At 63.3% G+C, this 22,362-nt stretch carries 16 protein-coding genes; 14 read left to right on the top strand and 2 right to left on the bottom strand.

Features of this window, described 5'->3' with window-relative positions:
* The first annotated feature begins 85 nt into the window (after positions 1–85).
* A complete protein-coding gene (locus HLG70_RS29025) occupies positions 86–3,466 on the top strand; it encodes an autotransporter outer membrane beta-barrel domain-containing protein (protein ID WP_171663070.1) in 3,381 nt (1,126 codons plus the stop codon).
* Positions 3,467–3,652: 186 nt separating this feature from the next.
* Positions 3,653–4,054, top strand: a complete 402-nt coding sequence (locus HLG70_RS29030) for a hypothetical protein (protein WP_234103286.1) — start codon at positions 3,653–3,655, stop codon at positions 4,052–4,054.
* A 169-nt stretch (positions 4,055–4,223) separates the two neighbouring features.
* Here HLG70_RS29030 and HLG70_RS29035 read toward each other — a convergent pair whose 3' ends face one another.
* A complete protein-coding gene (locus tag HLG70_RS29035; protein WP_171663071.1) occupies positions 4,224–5,189 on the bottom strand; it encodes a Bug family tripartite tricarboxylate transporter substrate binding protein in 966 nt (321 codons plus the stop codon).
* 287 nt (positions 5,190–5,476) lie between these two features.
* Between HLG70_RS29035 and HLG70_RS29040 the strand changes: the two genes are divergently transcribed.
* From HLG70_RS29040 to HLG70_RS29085, 10 genes are all read left to right on the top strand, one after another.
* A complete protein-coding gene (locus HLG70_RS29040; RefSeq protein ID WP_171663072.1) occupies positions 5,477–6,880 on the top strand; it encodes an amino acid permease in 1,404 nt (467 codons plus the stop codon).
* A complete protein-coding gene (locus tag HLG70_RS29045) occupies positions 6,847–7,260 on the top strand; it encodes a hypothetical protein (RefSeq protein ID WP_213697148.1) in 414 nt (137 codons plus the stop codon). The genes HLG70_RS29040 and HLG70_RS29045 overlap by 34 nt, the downstream gene beginning before the upstream one ends.
* A gap of 80 nt (positions 7,261–7,340) precedes the next feature.
* Complete coding sequence (locus HLG70_RS29050) at positions 7,341–7,871, top strand: fimbrial protein (protein WP_171663074.1); 531 nt, start codon at positions 7,341–7,343, stop codon at positions 7,869–7,871.
* A 110-nt stretch (positions 7,872–7,981) separates the two neighbouring features.
* Complete coding sequence (locus HLG70_RS29055) at positions 7,982–8,524, top strand: fimbrial protein (protein ID WP_171663075.1); 543 nt, start codon at positions 7,982–7,984, stop codon at positions 8,522–8,524.
* A gap of 107 nt (positions 8,525–8,631) precedes the next feature.
* Positions 8,632–9,366: a fimbrial biogenesis chaperone gene (locus HLG70_RS29060; RefSeq protein ID WP_171663076.1), complete on the top strand. Its 735-nt coding sequence runs from the start codon at positions 8,632–8,634 to the stop codon at positions 9,364–9,366.
* Positions 9,367–9,452: 86 nt separating this feature from the next.
* Complete coding sequence (locus HLG70_RS29065; protein WP_250157076.1) at positions 9,453–11,876, top strand: fimbria/pilus outer membrane usher protein; 2,424 nt, start codon at positions 9,453–9,455, stop codon at positions 11,874–11,876.
* 179 nt (positions 11,877–12,055) lie between these two features.
* Positions 12,056–13,039 carry a fimbrial protein gene (locus HLG70_RS29070; RefSeq protein WP_171663077.1) on the top strand — a complete coding sequence of 328 codons (984 nt, stop codon included), beginning with the start codon at positions 12,056–12,058 and terminating at the stop codon, positions 13,037–13,039.
* Between the two features lie 40 nt (positions 13,040–13,079).
* Positions 13,080–13,463 (top strand): acyl carrier protein, encoded by a 384-nt coding sequence (locus HLG70_RS29075; RefSeq protein ID WP_171663078.1) that lies wholly within the window; start codon positions 13,080–13,082, stop codon positions 13,461–13,463.
* A gap of 17 nt (positions 13,464–13,480) precedes the next feature.
* On the top strand, positions 13,481–14,698 hold the full coding sequence (locus HLG70_RS29080) for a beta-ketoacyl-[acyl-carrier-protein] synthase family protein (RefSeq protein WP_171663079.1): 1,218 nt from the start codon (positions 13,481–13,483) through the stop codon (positions 14,696–14,698).
* 82 nt (positions 14,699–14,780) lie between these two features.
* Entirely contained in the window at positions 14,781–15,863 is a 1,083-nt protein-coding gene (locus HLG70_RS29085; protein ID WP_171663080.1) for a flavodoxin family protein, read from the top strand.
* Positions 15,864–15,870: 7 nt separating this feature from the next.
* On the opposite strand, the gene HLG70_RS29090 is transcribed toward HLG70_RS29085, so the two are convergent.
* A complete protein-coding gene (locus tag HLG70_RS29090; RefSeq protein ID WP_171663081.1) occupies positions 15,871–16,782 on the bottom strand; it encodes a DNA/RNA non-specific endonuclease in 912 nt (303 codons plus the stop codon).
* A 728-nt stretch (positions 16,783–17,510) separates the two neighbouring features.
* Between HLG70_RS29090 and HLG70_RS29095 the strand changes: the two genes are divergently transcribed.
* Together HLG70_RS29095 and HLG70_RS29100 are read left to right on the top strand one after the other, a co-directional pair.
* Positions 17,511–17,831 (top strand): hypothetical protein, encoded by a 321-nt coding sequence (locus HLG70_RS29095; protein WP_234103292.1) that lies wholly within the window; start codon positions 17,511–17,513, stop codon positions 17,829–17,831.
* 582 nt (positions 17,832–18,413) lie between these two features.
* Positions 18,414–22,274: an autotransporter outer membrane beta-barrel domain-containing protein gene (locus HLG70_RS29100; protein WP_171663083.1), complete on the top strand. Its 3,861-nt coding sequence runs from the start codon at positions 18,414–18,416 to the stop codon at positions 22,272–22,274.
* Positions 22,275–22,362: the final 88 nt, after the last annotated feature.

Raw genomic sequence — 22,362 nt, forward strand, 5'->3', positions numbered from 1 at the left:
AGAGGTGTTCTGTCTTTGGAAGCCATATCCACTCGATATCGGGGACAAGCTAACCCTTGCAACCCCTGGCTGATAAGGCACTACCATGAATTCCGCGTCCGAGTTTCGGCTGAAAGCCATCACAGCGGCTTGTATGCTGGCTACGTTCCCCATGGCCGCGCGCGCACAGGCATTGTCAGTATCAGATGGCCAGACGCATGTGCTTGCGGCCGATACCAACCTGAGCACCAGCGCCGACGCGACGGCGGGCATTGGCGTGCTGGTGCGAAACCCCAACTCCGTTGTTCAAGCCGACGGACTGGCCGTAAGCACCAGCGGGCAGGGCGCCGCCGGGATCAAGCTCGAGTCAACAGGCAAGGTCACCCTGACGGGCGGTTCGATCCAGACGACCACCGCTATCGGCACCAGCTCTGCCGCCGCTTATGGCGTGTGGGTGACAGGTAAGGGCCTGGCGGAGCTCTACGAGACGTCGGTGTCCACTTCCGGCGCCTTTGCCTATGGTCTATATGCCTACACGGACCCGGCTCCCGGGCAGCTCGGAATTCTGGCCCGCGATGTGACCGTAAGCACGGCTGGCGCCTCTGCTCATGCCGCGATGGTCGCATCCAAGGGGTCCATGGACTTGACCCGCGCGACACTCACTACTACGGGGGATGGTGCTCGCGCGGTCAGTGCCCAGCGGGGCACGATAAACATATCCGACAGTGCGTTGACGACCAGCGGCGCGAATGCGCCGGCCCTGATGGTCACGGGCAACGGGACCGGCGTCGGCTCAACCGCGACGGTGTCCAATACCAACGTCGAAACGCGCGGTTCGCTGTCCACCGGGGTCAAGGTGGATTCCGCCAGCACGCTGCAGTTTGACGGCGGCTCGATCGAAACCAAGGCGCTGGACGGCAACGGATCTTTGTCGGCTTTTGGCGTCTGGGTTGCCGGAGGCAGCCTCGCGACCTTGGATTCGACAGCGGTGAAGACTGCAGGAGCGTATGCCTACGGTCTGTTTTCGACCTATGCGCCGACGGTGGCCGCGGCAAGCATCGACGCGACAAATACCTCCGTGGAAACGTCAGGGTCGAACGCGCATGGGGTTTATGCGCATTCGAAAAGCGCGATTAACTTCAATCTTGGCAACATCGGAACTTCAGGAAACGGCGCTGTGGGTGCTCGCGCCGAAGCCGGCGGTGTGCTCTATATGGACGAGGGCGCGATCACTACCTTGGGCTCCAATGCGGCGGGTTTGATGGCGACAGCGAATGCATCGGGGGTCAAGGCGACAGCTGTTGCGAACAACGTCGATATCGTCACGCACGGCGACGTCTCGGCGGGCGCGGCGGCGTTTCAACAAGGATCGACGGTGACGCTGACCGGTGGGTCGGTGGAGAGCCACGGCAAAAAGTCCCACGGCTTGTCGGCCGAAGCGACCGCAACGGTGTATGCGAATGGGACCCGCATTTCGACGCAGGGCGAAACGGCCTACGGCGCCCGGGCCTACTACAGCGGGGCCATCAGTCTTCAGAATGCGGCCGTCGCGACCCACGGCGCAGGGGCCACTGGTTTGTACGCCGACGGCTCCAGTTCCATAGACGCAACTGCGTCCACGATCAGCACCGATGGGCCTGCGGCCGCGGGGGTCCAGCTGCGATCCTTGAGTAGTGTCATGCTGAATCAGACCAAGGTCACGACGACGGGCGCGGGTTCGCAAGGGATTCAGGGGATGTTTGCCGACAACTCGGTGAACATGACCGATAGTGTCGTCCAGGCCTCGGGCAGCGCGCTCGAAGTTTCCGCCGGGTCGCTGCAGGTATCCATGAACCGCTCTGCCCTGATTGGCGCCAACGGCGTGGCGTTGAATGTGATCGGCCGTCTGGACATGGCCGCCGATGATCAATCCTACATTTCCGGCGCAGCCTTGACGAACCAGGGAACGGGGGTATCGCATCTGAGCCTGTCCGGCGACAGCCGATGGGATGTCACCGGGTCTTCGTCGTTGACATCGCTGTCCAATACCGCGAGCCACATCAACTTTCTTCCGCCGGCAAATCCTGCCGATGCGACGCAATACAAGACCCTGAAGGTTGGAAACTATGTCGGGACCGGCGGCAGTATTGCACTCAATACGTGGCTGGGGGAAAGCGGGTCCGCTTCCGATAAACTGGTCATAGACGGCGGCCAGGCCAGCGGTACCACGGCGATGGTCGTACGCAATAGCGGTGGCGGTGGCGCGCTGACGAGCGGCGACGGAATCCAGGTTGTCGATGCCATCAACGGTGCCTCCACAGAAGCCGGTTCATTCTCGCTGGCAGGCCGCGTCGCCGCGGGCGCCTATGAGTATCGGCTTTACCGGGGCGGCAGCGCCAACCCCGACGCGTGGTTCTTGCGCTCCAGCCTCGACGAGGCTCCCGTTGAAGGCGGGACGGAAGGCGAACCTGTTGATCCAGGCGAGTCGGGAGGCAAGCCTGTTGGACCAGGACGGCCTACCCCCAATTACCGGGTGGAGGTTCCGCTGAACATGGCGCTGCCCACGCTGGCGAACCAATATGGCTTGGCGATGCTGGGCACGTATCACGACCGGAATGGCGAGGATTATGCAGACCTGGCGCCGGCGCAGTCGCAAAGGACAGCCGCATGGGGCCGTGTCTTTGGGGAGACGGCCAGCGTTGGCAAGGGTGGGCATGATGCTCTGCTCAAGCAAGGGCCGTCATTCGACTATGACATCGCAGGCGTCCAGGCGGGCGCGGATCTGTACCGCCGCGAGCAATCTTCAGGCACGCGAGACATCGCTGGCTTGTATCTGGGCGCGGCCGCCGCTTCGGCGGACGTCGATGCGGCCGTCGGAGGGCGTGCGGGGTCAGCTTCGATGTCGGGCCTGTCGCTAGGCGGATACTGGACGCGAAAGAGCGCATCGGGAGCATACGTCGATGGCGTAGTGCAGGGCACTTACTACCCCGACGTAAAGACCAGGTCCGTTGGAGGAGAGCGCACCAGCACTCGCGGATATGGCGGCGCAGCCTCGATAGAAGCGGGGTATCCGATCTCCCTGGCCCCGCAATGGGCGCTCGAGCCGCAAGCTCAGGTGATTTATCAGTACGTGTCGATGGACGACGCCAAGGACAATTATGGGCGAGTGAAGTTCGACGATACGCACACAGGTTATGCCAGGGCCGGTGCGCGGCTGACCCGCCAGCTTGACCACCGCAAGGGCGGGGAAGCAACTACCTGGTTGCGCGCCAATCTGTGGCAACAATTCGGGCCGAACAGCCGTGCCACTTTTTCCGACCTTTCCGGCGAACACCCGGTAGCGTTGGAGACGAAAGCTGGCAGCACCTGGGCGCAGCTTGGCCTGGGGGTGTCGGGTCGTTTGTCCAGGCGCGTCAGCGTATCTGCCGCAGGTGATTACAGCCGCTCCATGGATGGCCGTGCCGGGCATGGGGCGAGTGGCCGTCTGGGTATGCGAGTCGTGTGGTGATTTGAATGTCTGTCGCATGCCAGCTTCACATGGACGGCGCCCTGCTGGATCGGCCGGGAAATTCCCCTGCTTGATGAGGCCACTTTCACGGACCGGTTGAATGTCAATATCACTGATTTCAGTGATATTTATAAATGCGTGCCTTTGTTAGAGTGTGCGCGAATTAATACAAGGCACTGACGCGCAATGGCATCGCAAGATCCGATTGCAAAGGAAGTTCCTGTAATTCCAACCTCAACCAACGGTGTAGTGATGAAAGTTCGGCATTTTGCGATTGCGGTCTTGGCCTGTTTTCCGATAGCCGCCTCGGCCGCGGATGTAGTGTTTGTCAATCAATCCTCCTGGGAAATTCACGAGATCTATTTTTCGCAGTCCAAGCAAAAAAGCTGGGGCGACGATCATCTTGAAGAAGAGGTGCTGCAGAAGGGTGATTCCCTCACCTTGTCTGGAGTGACCCGGGGGAAGTGGGACGTACGCGTCGTCGATGAGGACGGCGACCAGTGCGTACTCGAAGACGTCCAGATCGACGGTGCCGACAAATGGGTGATCACCGATAAGGAACTGCTGGCCTGCCAGGCCGCCAGCTGATTGCCTTGGCAAGAATGGCAGCGCTCATCGCTTTCCCACGGGGGGTGAATCCGTTGCGGTTTGAGTAAGGACTCTCCTTGGCCGACAAGGCTGCCAACAAAAGCCCGTCTGCAAGCGCAGCGGGCTTTTTGCATTTCCGCCGGGTCGACCTATTGGCGGACAGTGCTCCCTAATCGATACGAGCCCCCGAATTGAGCACAATCGGCCGCCAGGATTCATACTCCTGCGCAACGAATTTTCCAAACGCCGCCGCGTCCATGCTCATCGGTTCCGCTCCTTGCGCCAGAAGCCGCTTCTGTACCTCGGGGCTGGCGGTGGCCTGGTTCACCGCCTTGTTCAGCAACGTCACCACGGCGGGCGGCGTACTTGCCGGCGCGAACAAGCCAAACCATGCACCGGTGATAACGCCCGAAACGCCAGCCTGAGCCATTGTCGGGGTATCGGGCAGCGCCTCGGAGCGCTTTTCGGACGCGACCGCCAAGGGGCGCAGCTGCCCCGCGCGGATATGGCCGATGACGGATGGAATCGTGGCAAACATGAACTGAATGCGGCCCGCGATCAGATCGTTCAGGGCGTCTGCGCCCTTGTAGGGGACATGCATGATGTTCACGCCTGCCTTCTCCGCAAACAGCACACCCGATAAATGGGCCGCCGTGCCGATACCGGTGGAGCCGTAGTTCAGCTTGCCCGGATGCGCCTTGGCATAGGCCACCAGTTCAGCCACGTTCCTGGCCGGCATGTCCGGATGAACGACAAGCACGTTCGGCACGTCGGCGATGGGCGCAACGGCAAGCAGCGCCGTTTGCGGATTGACCTTGAGATTGACATAGAGCGTCGGATTGATCGCCACGGGGCCCACGGATGTCGCCAGCAGCGTGTAGCCGTCCGGCGCGCTTTTCGAAATGTAGTCCGTTCCTATATTGCCGCCGGCTCCGGGGCGGTTCTCCACAATGACGCTCTGCTTCAGGCTCAAGGACAACTGATGCGCCACTTCGCGCGCCAGGATATCCGTCGTTCCCCCCGCCGAAAAAGAGACGATCATGCGTATGGGCTTGCTGGGGTAGTCCTGAGCGCCTGCCGCGCCGGCGACGCACAGGAGTAGGCCGGCGGCTGCGTGCCGCAACATGTGATTCATCTTTGTCTCCGAGTATTTTTTTCAAAAGTGCCGAGCGCCATCCACGCCTGCGTCGGGTTACCCCATGCTAGAGACGGCAGGCCCCCGTGAATTGAATTTTTGGAAAGGCACCTTTCACGGGCCGCCGCCACACGCCCGAGGGGTTTTCATAATTCTTCTAAATACCCATGACGACCACGCAGGTACAGTCCCGGCTGCAATGAAGTCGCGCGCTTTTCAGGCTGCGGCTTGGCGGCTGCTGTGCCGCGCGCACCGTACCCGCGTCGACTCCCGGAGAGCGAATCATCATGGACAAGCTGAGCTACATACTACGCAGGGAAGCCGGGTTGCCAGCGGTTCTGACCGGCAGGCAGATGTCGATGGTCGCGTTTGGCACCGTCATCAGCTACGGACTGATTTCCGGAAGCGCTTTCCCATTGCTGGCGGCCGGACCCGCCGCAGTGCTGGCCTATCTGGCTGCGGCATTGGTCGCGGTATCGCTGATGGCCTGCCTGAGCCGCCTGGCCAGTGCCCATCCGACTCCCGGGGCGTTTGGCTCGTATGCCGAATGCTATCTGGGGCCGGCCGCGGGATTCATGGTGCGCGCGGCTTACTTCGTTTCGTTCGTGCTGATCATGGGAACGGAAGTGACGCTGCTTGCGCCCGTTCTGGGCGTCTGGGTGCCGCAGGCGAACACCAGTCTGTTGCTTGCTTCCGTGTTTGCGGGCCTTGCCCTGGTGAACCTGCGTGGAACTCGAACCTTCGCCCTTTGCGAAGTCGTGCTTTCGACGATCAAGGTTCTGGCGCTGGCGGGACTTATCGCCCTGGCGGGCTATTACACGGCATTCGGCACACCCACGGCGCCGCATGAACCCGTCGACGTCGTGGCCGCAATTCAGGGCACGCCGTTTCCCGACATCTGGCAAGCCTTCATTCTCGCGGCGCTGGGCTACGTCGGCATCGAGTCGCTGGCTGTCGTGGCGGGCGAAACGAAGGCGTCCGCGAGCGCACTGCGACGCAGGATGCTCGTCACCTCCCTGGCTGTCGTGGGGCTCGCCATCGCGGCGGTGGCCGCTTCGGCGGCGTTGGTCTACAGCGGCAGGGTGTCCTTGTTCGAGACGCCTTTCAGCGCGCTGCTCCGCGTGGCGGGCTTGCCGTGGCCGCAAACCCTGTTCCGCGCACTGATACTCATCACGGTTCTTTCCGTGCTCAACAGCCAGTTGTTTTGTGCATCGAGAATGCTGTTCAGCCTGGCGCGCGCCGAACAGGCGCCGTCGGGGCTGGGCCGGTCCACGGCCAGGGGGCCGTCGCGGGCCGTCATCGCAACCGCGGTGTTGGCGCTGGCGGTGTTCCTTGCCAGCACATGGGTTCCCGGCCAGACCTATGCCGCGGCAACCGCAATCGCGACAACCGGCCTGCTGTTCGTATGGTTGGCGACCTTCCTGACTTATGTCGCCTACCGGCGCGGCCAGGCCGCAACGGCGAAATCCCGCAAGACCTGGCACGTGGACACCGCCGCGGCGGCGGGGGGCGCACTGGCAGTGGGCGCGATCGCGGCGTCCACGTGGTCCACCGAATCCTTTTCATTGACATTGCGCATCGGCTTTCCCTTCATGCTGCTTCTGTGGCTGGCCTATGCGTTGCTGGCGCGCCGGGGGCAGGCAGACGCAAACCACCCGTGCGCAAATCAACTGACCGGGCGAACTGTATGAGAAAGCTGGGTGTCTGGGCCGACTTTGAAACCAAGATCGTGTGCAACGAATTGCGCCGTCAGAACCTGATCTCTTTTCAGGATTGGGTGCATGACGCGAGTCATTGCGCCAGGACATTTTCGCCCACGAGCTACCTGGGCTATTGCGTCTGGGCGATCCCTTGTCTGCGGCTGATGCGCAAGTATCCGCCGTTGGCCGCGGGGCTTGCCGTGGTTGTCAGGTGGATGGTCGCCGATTTGAAGTACGAAAAGGGCATCAGCGCGCAGCGGCATCTGCCAGGCCGCATCGTGCGCCGCGGGCTGTTCTGGCCGGGAAACTGGCTCTTGGGCTGTCTTGCACGCCTGGCTCGGTTTGACGCCCGCGCGCCCTCTCCAGCCTGATCCGGTTGCAAGCTTCCGGGCGGTCCGCAAGACCGCCATCCTCATCACTTTTTCCTTCAACGTAGATAGGTCTCAAAGCCATGAAAAAAATCGTCTTGAATGCCCTGATCGCCGCCGGCTTTGCTGCGATCGCCGGCACCGCATCCGCGGATTCGGGAAACATCTCCTTCCAGGGTGAAATCACCACCTCGCCGTGCTCGATCGGCGGCGGCCAGCAAGGGTCCGACATGGTCGTGCCCCTGGGCAGCATTTCCACCAACTACTTCAACGCCATCGGCGACAAGAGTCCGGAAACGCCGTTCACGATCTCGCTGCTGAACTGCGACATCAGCGTCGTGCAGTCGGCTGCAATCGCCTTCCGTGCCGGCGCGGGCAGTGCCATCAACAACCGCCTGCTGGGCCTGGAGAACGGCAGCGGCGCACAAGGCGTTGCCATCGGCCTGGTGGACGAAGCCGGCAACACCGTGAACGTTGGCGGTGCCGCCTCCAGCTACACCCTGATTGAAGGCACCAATAACTTCAATTTCAAGGCGTTCTACGAGTCCACCGAAGCGGCCGTTACCGCGGGTCCGGCCAATGGCCGTGCGGTGTTCGAAGTCACCTACTCATAAATTGATAGCGAGCCTGTAGTCGTCGGGCCCGGAAAGTGCCGGGCCCGACAGGAAATCGCCCCAACGCGGATCGGCGTTCAGCTGTTCTACGAGATCCGCCGGATGACGATATGAATCTCAAAATTGGAAATGTCGCTGTCGCCGCGGTTCTCTTGTCCGCGGCCTGCGCCGCGCATGGCCAGACGGCGACCTTGAACATTCAGGGACGAATTACGAGCACGCCGTGCACCATGTCGGTGGGCTCGGTTTCGATGGGCGATGTGCCCATCTCGGAATTCAGCGGATCGAATACGCCCGCCCAGCAGTACTGGAAGACGTTCACGGTCACCTTGCAGAGTTGCGAGATTTCGACTCTGCAGGCTGCCAGCCTTCGATTCAATGGCACGACGGCGTTCGGCGATTCCACCATTCTTGCGCTGACGCCGGGCGCCGATAACGCGACCGGATTTGGCGTGCAGGTGCAGACCAGCGACACGACGCATGGCTCCGGAGTCAAGGTTCGAATGGACGGCAGCCAGTCATACGCCTTCAACGTGAACACGAACCAGAGCACGTTCCAGTTCACGAGCTACTACATCACTCCGGCCGGAGCGACCGAAATCCGGTCGGGAACGGCCAACGCGACCGCGACGATAACGCTGTCGTACTCCTGATTCCGGTCTGGAGCCGTTGCGGCTCGGCCCGATGCGACGGCCATGCCTTTTTTCATTCACATCCCTATTTCAGCCGGGTCGCCTGGAGCGAGCCGCAGGTCAGCCCTATGAACACTCTCTTTCAACGCCTGCTCCCCGTTATCGCCGTGGTTGGCGTGTTGGCCGGCAGTGTGGCCCAGGCCGCCATCCAGCTATCCACCACCCGCGTCATCATCAACGAGAAGGACAAGAACGTTTCTGTCTTCGCCAAGAATCACGGCACCGATCCCTTCGTCGTTCAGGCCTGGATCGATGGCGATTCGGAAGAAATGGAAACGCCTTTCTTCGTGACCCCGCCCTTGAGCCGCTTCGACGGCAATGCCGAGCGCAGTCTCAACATCACCCGGGTGGGCGAAGGCCTGGCCGGCGATCGCGAGAGCTATTACTGGTTGAACGTGCTGGAGATCCCGCAAAAGAAGGCGGGCAACGCCGAAAACAGCCTGACTCTCGCCACGCGCACACGCATCAAGCTGTTCTATCGTCCCACCGCAATCCAGAAGATGCCGCGCGGCCACGAACTGGTGCAGTGGTCATGGACAAGAGACGGCAAGCAATGCCGGCTCGCCATCAAGAATACTTCGGCGTTTACCGTCAATTTCGCGGCCATTGACGTCGCGGGCGAGGCTGCGGGCTTTGGCCGTACCGTCGTCGCCAAGCCGTTCGCCACGACCGAGATGCCGCTCGGCAAGTGTCCGGGCGGCGCGATCAAGGCGAAGGCGAACGTCGTCAATGACTACGGCGTGGTCGAGGCGTGGCCCGAAGTTTCGGTGCCGTCGGAGGCCGGCGGCCCCGAGAGGCGCTAGCCGTGAGGCGGAATTGGAATCGCGTAGCGATTGCCCTGGCGGCAGTCGCGATTGTTGCTGCATGCGCATCCAGCTCCGCCGGGGAGGTGGGCCCGGACGCGGCCACCTTCGACAGCAGTTTCCTGCATCAGAGTAAAGGTGGCACCAGCGTTGACCTGTCGGTCTTTGCGTATTCGAATCGGACCTTGCCCGGAAAAAAATCGGTCATGGTCAATCTGAATCGTCAGGCATTCGGCATGCGCGAAATTGAATTCACCGCTGTCGAAGGGGTGGACGACGCGCAGCCCTGCCTGCCCGTTTCCCTGTTGAAGGAGATGGGCGTGAAGATTGAAGCCTTTCCCGCCTTGCAGAAGCTCGACCCTGCCAGCTGCGAAGGTTCACTGACGGCGCTGCCGTCGGCCGGCACGCGCTTTGACCACGACAAGAACGTGCTTGACGTGTCCATCCCCCAGGCTGCGCTGGATCGCAAGGCGCGTGGGACTGTCGCGCCGGAGTTATGGGATAACGGCACCACTGCATTCTGGTCGTCTTATCGCCTGACGCATAACGCCGCGCGTTCGTCGGGCGGGCAGGGGGGTGGCACGAACAACAGCACGTTCGCGAATTTTCGCAATGGATTGAACCTTGGCGCGTGGCGCCTGCGGGCCAATGGCAGCTATTACGAAAGCGTGAAACGGTCGGATTGGGATTGGAGCGATTTGTACGCCGAACGCGATGTCGCCCCATGGCGCGGCTGGTTGCGCCTGGGCGACAGTTCGACGCCGGGCAATATATTCAACGCCGCGCGCTTTCGCGGAGCGATCCTGCAATCCGATGACGGGATGCTGCCGGACAGCCAGCGCGGCTACGCGCCGGTGGTGCGCGGCATCGCGCCTTCCAATGCCAAGGTGACCGTGCGCCAGAATGGGAACGCGATCTATACGACGTTCGTGCCGGCTGGGCCGTTCGTCATCGATGATCTCTATTCCACACCCGGAGGCGGCGACCTGGAGGTCATCATCGAGGAGCTGGGTGGCCGAACGACGCGTTCGTTCCAGCCGTTTTCGGCCCTGCCGACGATGCTGCGCGAGGGAACCTGGAACTACAGCGTCGCGGCGGGCGAGCATCGCCAGGCGCATCTGGACGGGAGTCCGCTGATGGCCCAGCTGACTTTTGCGCACGGCCTGCCCCTTGGCGTCACCGCTTACGGCGGGTGGACCAGCGCCGAGGGGGCATATCACGCGGGCGCGGCGGGCCTGGCCTTCAATTTGCGCGAGATGGGCGCGGTGTCGGTCGACGTGACGAGCTCGCGTTCGCAAGGCTCCGCTGGCGAAAAGCGCGTGGGCACGGCCGCAAGATTGCAATACGCCAAGTCCTTTCCGGGAATGGGAACCGACCTGACGCTGGCCGGATACCGGTACAACTCCGATGGCTACCGCAGCCTGGACGACGCCATGCGCGACCGCTCGCGGCGTGACGTGTATACGGGCTACGAGCGGCAGCATGAGTACCAGTTGTGGCTGTCGCAGCGGATAGCCGACAGGGGGGCCTTGTCGTTCAACTACTACGGCATCGCCTATCGGAATGCGCCGCGCAATGCCTCGTTCCTTCAAGTTTCGTATTCCAGCGCCATCGGGCGGGTGGGCTACGCGCTGAATTTCGGCGTCAACAAAAGCCCTTGGCAGGAGCGCGAGTCGACCGTGATGCTGACGCTCAGCATACCGCTGGGCGGCAGGCACACCGCCAGCTATACGATGAGCCACACCCAGGGGCAGGGCACGAACCACGACGTCAACCTCAGCGGCGCGTTGACCGATGACTACTCGCTGACCTATGCCGTGCAAGGAGGCGTCACCAACGGTTCACAGGGGGGCGGCAACGGCGGCCGGGGCTATGCCACGATGGGCTACGCCTCGCCGGTCGGGCTTGCCAACCTGAGCCATGCCTATAACGCCGGCGCCACCAACACGAACATTGACCTGAGCGGCGCCGTGGTGGTGGACAACAAGGGGATGCTGTTCGGCCAATCCATAGGCGAGACGGCGATTATCGTGGAGGCGCCCGGCGCCGCCGGTGCGGTAGTGGACGCCTACCCGGGAGTCCGCACCAATGGATCGGGCCGGGCGCTGGTGCCGTATGCGACGCCCTATCGGGAAAATCGCATCTCCTTGTCGCCCGATTATGACGATCCCAATGCCTCGATCTCGCAGAACGTCGCGACCGTCGTGCCGACACGCGGCGCGATTGTGGTCGCGAAATTCGAGACGGAGCTTGGACGCACGGTTCTGGTCGTGCTCAAGAATATCTCGGGGGCCGAGTTGCCCTTTGGGGCTGCCATCTACGCGCCCGATGGCGAGCAGCGCGGCGTGGTCGGGCCTGTCGGACGGGCATGGCTCACCGGACTGCAGGGCGCGAACCGCTATACGGTCAAGTGGGGCGGGGCACAGGAGCAGCACTGCTCATTTGAAATTGATGTTTCGGCGGAGCAGTCCGGTGCCGCGGAGACAAAGAAGGAATTGACATGCGCCTAGACGCCAAACCCACATTTTTCGCTCGCGCTGGCCGGGGCTCCCGGCTCCGCGCATTGGCAGGCATCTGCCTTGCGCTCCTGGGCGCCGCGGCAGGTGTTCCGGACGCTTGGGCGGGTCCGCTGGACGCAAGGGCATCCAGGTGCTCGGTCAACACGTCGGGAGGCCGGGGACCGAGCGGCGTGATCTACGACCCGTTTTCGTACTATCAGTTTTCGCTGCCGTCCGGAAGATCCTCGTTTGCCGCGCCTGCGCAGGCGACCCAGGGCCAGGTGCTCTTCGCCGTGGAGCGATATCTGCCCTCCTACGTTGGGGGCGCGCAGGGCAGGGTGGCGCCCTTGTATAACTGTCCACCCGGTGCGATGGAGTACTTCAATGGCAATGGAACGCTGGTGCCCGGCAGCAGCGACATTTTCCGTACCAACATCGCGGGAATCGGCTATCGCGTGTTCTACTATTTGAACAGCCAGAGCGGCGCGACCGCGCCGGTGTATTACATCAATAGCTACGCCAACGGCGTGCTGGTATTTCCGTTCGACAGTCCGAACTTTGGCGCAAATACCCGGACCCGCATCGAAGTCGTCGCAACCGGAGAACCGATAGGCACCGGGACCTTGAATTCGAGCCTCATCTTCGCCCAGACCAGCGTCAGCGGCACGGGCGGCACGGTGCCGCCCGCAGGGCTGTACCGGGTGGGATTGGTCGGCGATGTGCAAATCACGCGTCCCACGTGCAATGTGTCCAACCCGAGCGCGTTGAACCTGACCCTGCCCGATGCTACGCTTTCTGCGTTAAAGAGCGGCAGTGCGGGAGAGGTGACGGCGACCAATCTTCTGGTGACATGCGCCGCCACCAGTACTGCGGCGCCGACCGTGTCTGTTTCCGGAACCACGGTAAGCGGCTATCCGGCAACGCTGGCGAACCAGGACACTACCGCCGCAGGCGCCAAGGGGGTAGGAGTAAAACTGTGGATACACGACCCTCAGACCGGAGACTTCCGCCAGCCAGCCATGGGGTTGGCCGAGAGAAGCCTGGGCTCCGCGGTAGGCGCCCTCCCCACGACGACATGGTCGTATCGCGTCGGCGCGAGCTATCTGCAAGTGGCGCCCGCGCCCACGGCTGGGGCTGTGCGCGCAACGGCGACGTTGACCTTCACCTACAGCTGATGGGCCCTAAGAGAGTCCAATGCCTTTTGGGAATCGGATCATGCAAACCCAGTTGACCACGCCAATCCTTCCGGCACCCGAGATCATGCGGGAAAAGCTCGCCGCCATCATCGCCAATGTGTGTCGGTGCGAACCCGGGCCTCTGCTTGCGGACCAGGAGTTCTCCGCCGTCATTACGCAGTTCGATTCGCTGGCCATTCTGGAGATCCTTCTCGAGATCGAAACCGAATTCCATATCCAGACAGACGACATGCTGCCCACCGACCATGCGGTCGGCATGCAGGAAATCACGAGTGTCTTCCCCAGCAATCTCTCCGCATTGATTGCCTACATGCACGAAGTCGTTGAGCGCGTTGCGGCGGGGCCCGCCGAAGGCAGCGTGGCGGCGCGCGTGGCGCTTGCCGCTGCCCGGCGCAAGGGCTGATGCGGGAAGGATCCTCCATGGAACGCAAAAAGGTTGTCATCACCGCAATAGGCATGGTCACTCCGGTCGGCGGTACGGCGGGGCAGACTTTCGACGCCCTGGTGGCGGGCGAATGCGGCGTGGATGTGCACCATGACAGCGGCATCGCGCGGCGCGTGGGATACGTGCGCGCGGATATCGCTGCCGGCGTGCATCCGGCACAGGCCCGCATGATGGACCGGGTCACGCTCATGGCGCAGCACGCGGCAGGCGAAGCCGTGGCGCAGGCCGATCTGGACGACGCGCAAAAAGCCAATTGCGGTGTCTTCATAGGAACGGGCATCGGCGGCGTGTCCACCCTGTGCGAGTCGGTGGAGGCATACCATGGCATCGTCCCGAGGCGCTCGGTGCTGGTGGTGCCCGCCACCATGCCCAACGCGCCGGCGGCGCACATTGCGCAGCAGCTCAAGTCCGTGGCGGAAGCGCAGACATACACAACCGCCTGCTCGGCAGGCGCGGTCGCGATAGGCGAGGCGTTCCGCCGCATTCGCGACGGGTATCTGGACATCGCGCTGGCGGGCGGCGCGGAGGCCATGTTGACCCCGATCATCATGGCAGCCTGGACCCAGCTGCACGTGCTTTGCGCGGACCCCGATGCCGGCAAGGAGGGGGGCTGCCGGCCATTCAGCCATCGGCGCACCGGATTTGCCCTGGCCGAGGGCGCCGCGATGCTGGTGCTGGAATCGGCCGAACACGCCGCGGCTCGTGGGGCGACGCCCATCGCGGAGATCTGCGGATATGGCGTCAGCAACGATGGCACGCATCCCTTGCGCCCCGACTCCGATGGCCAGGCGCTGGCGATGGCGCGGTGCCTGGCCGATGGCGGCTTGTCGCCCGAGCATGTGGACTATCTCAATGCGCACGCTACCGGCACGCTGGTGGGCGATCGGATCGAGACCGCCGCCATCAAGCAGGTGTTCGGCGAACACGCGCGCACCTTGCCCATCAGCAGCATCAAGGGTGCGATCGGGCATACGATCGGCGCCGCCGGGGCCATCGAGGCGGCAGTGACTGCAATGGCGGTATCCCGCGGGGTCGTCCCGCCCACGCTGTTTTTTGAACACGGCGACGAGCAATGCGACCTGGACTACGTGCCCGGAACCGCGCGTGCCCTGCCGGCGCTGAAGCTGGCGGTCAGCAATTCCTTTGGCATGGGAGGCAACAACGCCGTGCTGGCGTTTCGCAAGGCGGGCTAGGGCGGCGTGAACCGCCAGAGGCCGGACGCCATGGGCACGGCATTTGCTGACCGCCATCGTCCGTGTCCGCAGGCAGACCGCCATGACCAGATCCAAGCTCGATGTCCGCTCCGGGCAGTATGCCGGCCAGCTCGCGCGCGGCACGTTCCGCCTGCGCTTCATGCGCCGCTTCTACGATCCCGCATTCCAGGTGGAAAGCGAGGCGCTGGATCGGCTTGAGGCCATCGCGTGGGAGGCATACGAGGGCAGCCGCAAGGCGCCCCTCACGGTGAAAGCCGGGCCCGGCTATGCCGATGCCGACTACGACATGTCGGTGGAATGGAAAGAGACACACGACCGCCTGGCGCGCGCGGCGGAAATCCAGCGTCAGCCGGGTACGCGCTCACGCGTGCTGGTGATCATCGGCGCGGCGCGCAACGATGGCACCTGTCCGGGGGAAGTCTCCAAGAGCTGGCGGCTGGCGCAGATCGTGCGGCAGGAGGTGGAGTCCGCCGATATGCAGGCCGACATGCTGGACCTGAGCCGGTTGACTTCCGAATACCAATACCAGATCCACCCCTGCAAGGGCTGCGTGTCCACGGCGATGCCGCTTTGCCATTGGCCGTGCAGCTGCTATCCGAATCATTCGCTGGGCCAGGACAACGATGCCATGAGCGAGATCTATGAGCAATGGGTGGCGGCGCACGGCGTGATACTGGTCGCGCCCACCTACTGGTACCAGTCGCCCAGCGTCTTGAAGCTGATGATAGACAGGCTGGTGTGCGCCGATGGAGGGAATCCCGATCCGACCTCGACGGGTGGCAAGGACGTGAAGAAGGCCAAGAAGATGGAGATGGACGGCTGGCCCTACCCGAAGCACCTGGTGGGCCGGGCCTACGGGCTGGTGGTGCATGGCGACGTGGCTGGCATCGAGGATCAACGGCGCGCCCTCGGCGATTGGCTGGACTGGATGGGGCTGGTGGACGCGGGCGCGTCGTCCAGGCTGGATCGATACATCGGCTACTACAAACCCTACGCCACCAGCCACGCGGAACTGGATCAGGATACGGCGGTGCAGGAAGAGGTGCGCAACGTGGCCAGGGCTATCGTCAACTGCGTGCCGCGGCTGCGGGCCGGCACGTGGGCTCCGGTCGCCGCCGGCCTGCACGCGCCCCGGCCGAAGTAGTTGGCAGTCAATGCCCGGACTGCGGCAGTAACTGCATTCCCGTCCGCCGCACGAATTCCTCGTAGCTGATAGGCGCTCCCGCGGTCGTATGGGCGCTGTTCGCCTGCCAGTGGGCCCACGAGCGTCCCGTCGCCTCGTCGTACACGACCTTGTAGATGTAGCTGGGCACAGCGACGCCCGACCCGATCTCCTTAGGTTTGTCCGAATAGAACGGTCCCGTGAAGACGTAGACGTCGCCCGAGGCTCGCATCACGTACTTCCGGGTGTCCTGTTCGATGCGGCTCCAGGGGCCGGCGTTATGCGTCTGGTCCTGGGGCACCATGTTGGCCAACGAGAAGCTCTGCGCCATTGCCTCGCGGGTGGACATATCGCCCGCTGGCGCCATGTGACCACGGGAGTAGCCGGAGCCGCGGTAGTCGTCCAGCTCGGCCCGCTCGGCGCGGGGTACGCGCGCCTCGGCATAGAACTTGTCTGTCCGTTGCATCCCCTGGGCCTGGGTCAGCAGCTTCCGGTTCAGGCGCTCGGCGACAAAGACGGGGGTCTTGGTCTGGCCGTTGTGCAAGACGGCAAACGTTGAAAAACACAATTCGCGCAGCGACTGGCTGGCTGGAACGATGGGCGGGCCGCCCTTGGGAAAGAACTGAGGGCAGTCCGAAAACCTGGTGTGGGCGAGCCCGCCCGCCGGCACCGCGGCGGGTGCGACCCGCTCCTGCGCCGGCCATCCCACACGCGCCAGAATGTCCTCTGGCGACAAATGCGCCCGCCATTGCGGGTTCAGTGCGTAGGTGGCCGCGCCAAAGCTGGCCAGCGAGGTAAGGGCGAACGTTCGCAGGAATCGATAAATGCGGCCAGCCTGTGTGGCTTGGGTCCTGCTTACCGGGCTTCTCTTTTTTGGGGCTGATTTCTTCGCGCGCGTCATGCTGCCTATGTGTTGCAGGCCGGCGCATCCTCGCGTCCGGCACGTCAACGGATTGTAGATGACCGCAAATCGACCTGGGGGCGAGCGGGCGCGGGCTCTGCCAGCTATTGCACCAGGAGGGCCTCGTGCACCCATTGGGCGGGCGCGGATCCCGAGTCTTGCGATATCCGGATCCACTGTCCCTGAGTTCGATAGGCGGTAACTGCGGTGCCGGCCTTGATGTGCGTAATGACCCGGGCCTCGAACGTGGGCCATTCAAAAGCGGTGCCATCCACCCGCAGGACGCGAGTCGCGACCGGCGAATCGCTTACCAGGGGAGCGGCTGGCCGCCGCAGCGCTGGCGAGCGCGGGGCGCTGGTCGCGGGGGTTGCAGGGGTGGCAGCGGTTGCAGGGCTTGCAGGGCTTTCGGACCCGATTCGGCAGGTCTTGTTCCACGAGATGCATGAATTTCCGCACGGCTGTCCGTTCTTGCAGGTTTGTGCGTCAGCGCTTATGGATACGCCAAGACCGATTATCAAACTCGCCAGCCGAGCCGTGAGGCTTTGAATTTTCATTGTCGTTACCCTCCTGTGCGACCGAATTATGCCGCAGAAGGACGGCCAGGCATGGCCAAGGTATTCTATGGTCGCTCGCGTCCAGGGGAGCGGTGCGGAAAGCCCGCTGCTTTTCGCTTCACAAACACAGCAGCCGAGCATGGCGGCTTACAAGACCGGGGTAGTTGAATGAGAATGTCCTTGCTTTTCGTAGCCGCCATGGTGACCGGCTGCGCCGCGCCCAGCTCCGGGGATTTGATCACCCAGGCGAAGGTGCAGGCCATCAAGATTAATGCCACCACCTTTGACGAGATGGTCCGGGACTTCGGGCCGCCACGGTCCCAGCATGTCAATTCGCAGGGCCTGCAGACCGCAACCTGGTTCTACTTCAATAACAGCGAATATGGGGCGATGCAGGATCAGCGGACGCTGACGGTGGTCTACAACAAGAATCGTACGGTGAAGGAATATATGAATGCCTCCACCGGCGAAAAGGACGCCAAGCCCGCCCGATAGCGCAACGCGACCTGAAGCCGCTGATCTGCATGAAGCCGCCCTTAGGGCGGTTTTTTTATTGGGGTCAAATGCCGCTGACTGGTCGCGCCGAGGTGCAAATGCTGGCGTGGAACGGCGGGTTGGGAAATTTCATACAGGACTTGCATCCATTTCCTAGCCATGGCCATTCGGGAAAGGACGATCCTAGGATCATGGTTGCGCCGCCAGGCCAGCCGGGTAGGCCGGGTATGCGCCGGTCTTCATGCCTCCTCAGGGCAAATCAAGATTTGCGGGTCTTCCAGTGTTACCACTTCATTCACGGCCGCGCGCAACGCTTCGGCCGTACCAAACCTCGATCTCATCCGTTGCGAGGGGATCGCGCGCGCGCCAGATGTTCTGCCCCCGAAATTTCGGCGGTTCAAGCGCGAAACAGGCCTATCATGAGCAGGTGTTTCTGTCAGCCGTAGGATTAGGGCTAGCGAACGACGATTGTCCAGCATTTGCGCAAAAGGTCTCCACTGAATCTCTTTTTGGTGAGTAGAGAATATGCAGCCCTTGCTACCAATTCAAGTCCGGTCGATTTGCATCCTGTCAGGCGCAGCCTTGATCGCCTTGCCCGGCCCCACACCCTCCATTGCTCAGACCATTGATGGGGGATCGGTCGTCACCGTACCGGGATCGCACACCTCGCCCTGGATTTTCACCGGCTCCATGTCGGTAGGGAATATCAGTAGCGGGACGCTGCAGATCGGAGCCGGCGGCTTCGTTTCAAGCGGATCCGGCTTTATCGGCCGTCAGACCAGCGGCATCGGCACCGTGACGGTGAGCGGCGCCGGGGCGCAATGGATTGCTGGTCCGGGCTTGTCGGTGGGGCTAGCTGGCAAGGGTACCTTGAATATCACGAACGGCGGCCACGTATCCTCTACCACGAACACATATATCGGCGCTGCACTGGGGAGCACTGGCGCCGTAACGCTGGATGGCTTGGGGTCGCAGCTGAGCAGCGTCGAATTCCTGCGCGTGGGCCAAACGGGCAGCGGCACGCTGGATATTACTGGCGGGGCCGTTGCATCGAATGGATTTGGCTATGTCGGCTACGAAACGGCCGGCAGTGGCATCGTGACGGTGACCGGCGCGGGATCTCAGTGGAATAACAGCAGTGAATTGACGGTGGGGCGAGCCGGCGCCGGCAGGCTAAGTATCGCGAACGGCGGCTTGGTTTCCAATACGAACGGACTCATCGGTTTCGCTGCGAACTCCACGGGCAGTGTCACGGTCGACGGATCCACCTCTTCCTGGGCGAATTCCGGTGCCCTGACGGTGGGCAATTTCGGCAACGGCGCGTTGACCATCGCGAATAACGCCACGGTCAGTGCGGTAAGCGCCAGAGTGGCCGCCAATGCGGGCTCGAACGGGGTCATCAATATCGGCGCGGCGGCAACCGATCCCGCGGCGGCGCCGGGCACCCTGGTGCTTACAGGCGCCAGCCCGAGCCTGACGTTGGGCGCGGCGGGCACGCTCGTTTTCAACCATACGGACACCAGCGGCAGCTACGCGTTCGCGCCTGGCATCACCGGCGCGGGCAAGCTGGAGGCCTATAGCGGAACCACGGTTCTGACGGCCAACAACACCTATACCGGCGGGACCACGATCGCAGGAGGAATTCTGCAGCTAGGCAATGGCGGCGTGACCGGCTCTATCGTCGGAAATGTGGCAAACAACGGCGTTCTGGCGTTCAATCGCTCGGACACCATGACGTTCGCAGGCGCCATCTCCGGCACGGGGGCCGTCAATCAGATCGGTGCCGGCACGACGGTCCTGACGGGCGCCAGCACCTATACGGGCGGCACCACGATCACCGCGGGAACCCTGCAGCTCGGCAATGGCGGCACGACGGGCTCCATCGTGGGCAACGTGATGAACAGCGGCACGCTGGTGTTCGATCGTTCCGACACCATGACGTTCGCGGGCGCCATTTCCGGCGCGGGGGCCGTCAATCAGATCGGTGCTGGCACGACGGTCCTGACGGGCGCCAGCAGCTATACGGGCGGCACCACGATCACCGCGGGAACGCTGCAGCTTGGCGACGGCGGCGTGACCGGTTCCATCGTGGGCGATGTGACGAACAACGGTAGGCTGGCGTTCAATCGCTCCGACGTAGTGCCGTTCGCGGGCCTTGTTTCCGGCACGGGCGCGGTGAGCCAGAACGGGACCGGCACCACGGTTCTGACGGCCAGCAACAGCTATGTGGGCGGCACCACGATCAGCGCGGGAACGCTGCAGCTTGGCGACGGCGGCGTGACCGGTTCCATCGTGGGCGACGTGACGAACAACGGTAGGCTGTCGTTCAATCGCTCCGACATAGTGCCGTTCGCGGGCCTTGTTTCCGGCACGGGCGCGGTGAGCCAGAACGGGACCGGCACCACGGTTCTGACGGCCAGCAACAGCTATACGGGCGGCACCACGATCACCGCGGGAACGCTGCAGCTTGGCGATGGCGGCGCGACCGGTTCCATCGTGGGCGATGTGACGAACAACGGCACGCTGGCGTTCAATCGCTCCGACGTAGTGCCGTTCGCGGGTCTTATCTCCGGCTCGGGCGTGGTCAGACAGAACGGAACCGGCACCACGGTTCTGACGGCCGACAACACCTATACGGGCGGGACCACGATCAGCGCGGGAACGCTGCAGCTAGGCGATGGCGGCGTGACCGGTTCCATCGTGGGCGATGTGACGAACAACGGTACGCTGGCGTTCAATCGCTCTGATATTGTGCCGTTCGCGGGCCTGATCTCCGGCTCGGGTGCGGTCAACCAGAACGGAACCGGCACCACGGTTTTGACGGCCGGCAATACCTACGGCGGGGCCACCAGCGTCAATGCCGGCGTACTGCAGGCAGGGACCGTCGCCACGTTCAGCCCGAACTCGGCGGTGGTGGTGGCAGGGGCCGGCACGCTCGACCTGAACGGCTTCAGTCAGTCCGTTGCCGGCGCGACCAATGCCGGGCTGATCAGCATGGGCACTGGCACCGCGCCCGGCACAACGCTGACGACGCCGAACTATGCAGGCCAGGGCGGCAGGATTGCGATAAACACCTATCTGGGCGCGGACAGCTCGCCGTCGGACAGGCTGGTGATCAATGGGGGTGTCGCCTCGGGCGCGTCGTCCGTCCACGTCACCAATGCCGGCGGGCTGGGTGCCGTGACCGCCGGCAACGGCATTCTGATCGTTGACGCGATCAATGGCGGCACAACCATGACCAACGCGTTCACGCTTGGCAATCCGGGCGGCTATGCCGCCGCCGGCCCCTACGCTTATACGCTGTACCGCTCGAGCGTCGACGGCAGCGGGCCGCAGAACTGGTACCTGCGCTCGACCGTCGACTGCGCCTCTGCTCCGAACAACCCCGCTTGCCGGGCGCCGACTCCGCCTCCGGATCCCACTCCGACCCCGACTCCGCCCCCCGCGCCGCCGAACTATCGCCCGGAGGTGTCGACAGCCGTGGCCACTCCGGGATTGGCGTTGCGCTACGGGGAGACCATCCTCGACTCGCTGCATGAGCGCATGGGCGAAGAGCGGTACTTCAACCGGCCTGTCACCCCCGGCGGTAATTCTCTTGCATGGGGCCGCATCATAGGCGTGACCGGCGAGCGAGATGGCAGCCGATCCGGAGTCCTGGGTTCGAAAGGTCCGGACTATGACTACAAGATCTATGCACTGCAGTCGGGCATTGACCTCTACCAGAAAGAGAACGCCAATGGCAGCGTGGATCACGCCGGAATGTACGCCGCTTTCGGACGCGGCACCGCCGATGTCGACCATCTCGACGGCCGCAACGCCGGCCAGGCCGCAATGAACGGCGTGACGCTGGGCAGCTATTGGACGCATATCGGCAAGGAGGGCTGGTACGTGGATGGCGTGGTCCAGGGCACCCGGTACGATGTCGACAACGCCCGTTCGCCGGCTGGGCTGAACCTCGACACACGGGGATTCGGTTTTGCGGCCTCCCTGGAGACCGGCTATCCGTTTCGTCTCAACGATGAATGGGTGCTCGAGCCTCAGGCCCAGCTCGTCTTCCAGACGATCAACCTCAACGATGCCAACGACGGCGCTGCAAAGATCCGTTTCAGCGACGTCGATAGCCTGCGGGGCCGCCTTGGGGTTCGCATTGCCCGAACCGTCGAGCTGGAGCCGGACCGCGGCGACAAGCGCATCGCCACGACATGGCTGCGGGCAAGTCTTGTGAATGAGTTCCTGTCGGACCCGACCACGCAGTTCTCATCGCAGGCCGGCTACGTCCCGTTCCGTGCCGACATGAGGGGGCTGGCTGTCCAGCTCAACCTCGGCGCCGACCTGCGGGTGAAACGCAACGTCTCCCTCTATGGCAGCTTTGGTTCGGAAATCAGCCTCCAGGGCGACGGCCATAGCCTGAACGGCAAGCTCGGGCTGAAGATCGCCTTCTGAGCTGCGCCGGAAAGGCGCCGTTGCGGAGTGGTGAGGGCGCGCTTTCGGGATATGGCGCCTGCCTTCCGGGAACTGGAGGCGTTTCCCT

The organism is Achromobacter deleyi (genome assembly GCF_013116765.2).
GTDB lineage: Bacteria > Pseudomonadota > Gammaproteobacteria > Burkholderiales > Burkholderiaceae_B > Achromobacter > Achromobacter deleyi_A.

Excerpts from the sequence above, each read along its gene's own strand:
- HLG70_RS29095 (WP_234103292.1), top strand. The coding sequence starts at position 17,511 with ATGTCCTTGCTTTTCGTAGCCGCCATGGTGACCGGCTGCGCCGCGCCC.
- HLG70_RS29035 (WP_171663071.1), bottom strand. The coding sequence starts at position 5,189 with ATGAATCACATGTTGCGGCACGCAGCCGCCGGCCTACTCCTGTGCGTC.
- HLG70_RS29025 (WP_171663070.1), top strand. The coding sequence starts at position 86 with ATGAATTCCGCGTCCGAGTTTCGGCTGAAAGCCATCACAGCGGCTTGT.
- HLG70_RS29085 (WP_171663080.1), top strand. The coding sequence starts at position 14,781 with ATGACCAGATCCAAGCTCGATGTCCGCTCCGGGCAGTATGCCGGCCAG.
- HLG70_RS29030 (WP_234103286.1), top strand. The coding sequence starts at position 3,653 with ATGGCATCGCAAGATCCGATTGCAAAGGAAGTTCCTGTAATTCCAACC.
- HLG70_RS29080 (WP_171663079.1), top strand. The coding sequence starts at position 13,481 with ATGGAACGCAAAAAGGTTGTCATCACCGCAATAGGCATGGTCACTCCG.
- HLG70_RS29050 (WP_171663074.1), top strand. The coding sequence starts at position 7,341 with ATGAAAAAAATCGTCTTGAATGCCCTGATCGCCGCCGGCTTTGCTGCG.
- HLG70_RS29055 (WP_171663075.1), top strand. The coding sequence starts at position 7,982 with ATGAATCTCAAAATTGGAAATGTCGCTGTCGCCGCGGTTCTCTTGTCC.
- HLG70_RS29040 (WP_171663072.1), top strand. The coding sequence starts at position 5,477 with ATGGACAAGCTGAGCTACATACTACGCAGGGAAGCCGGGTTGCCAGCG.
- HLG70_RS29060 (WP_171663076.1), top strand. The coding sequence starts at position 8,632 with ATGAACACTCTCTTTCAACGCCTGCTCCCCGTTATCGCCGTGGTTGGC.
- HLG70_RS29090 (WP_171663081.1), bottom strand. The coding sequence starts at position 16,782 with ATGACGCGCGCGAAGAAATCAGCCCCAAAAAAGAGAAGCCCGGTAAGC.
- HLG70_RS29075 (WP_171663078.1), top strand. The coding sequence starts at position 13,080 with ATGCAAACCCAGTTGACCACGCCAATCCTTCCGGCACCCGAGATCATG.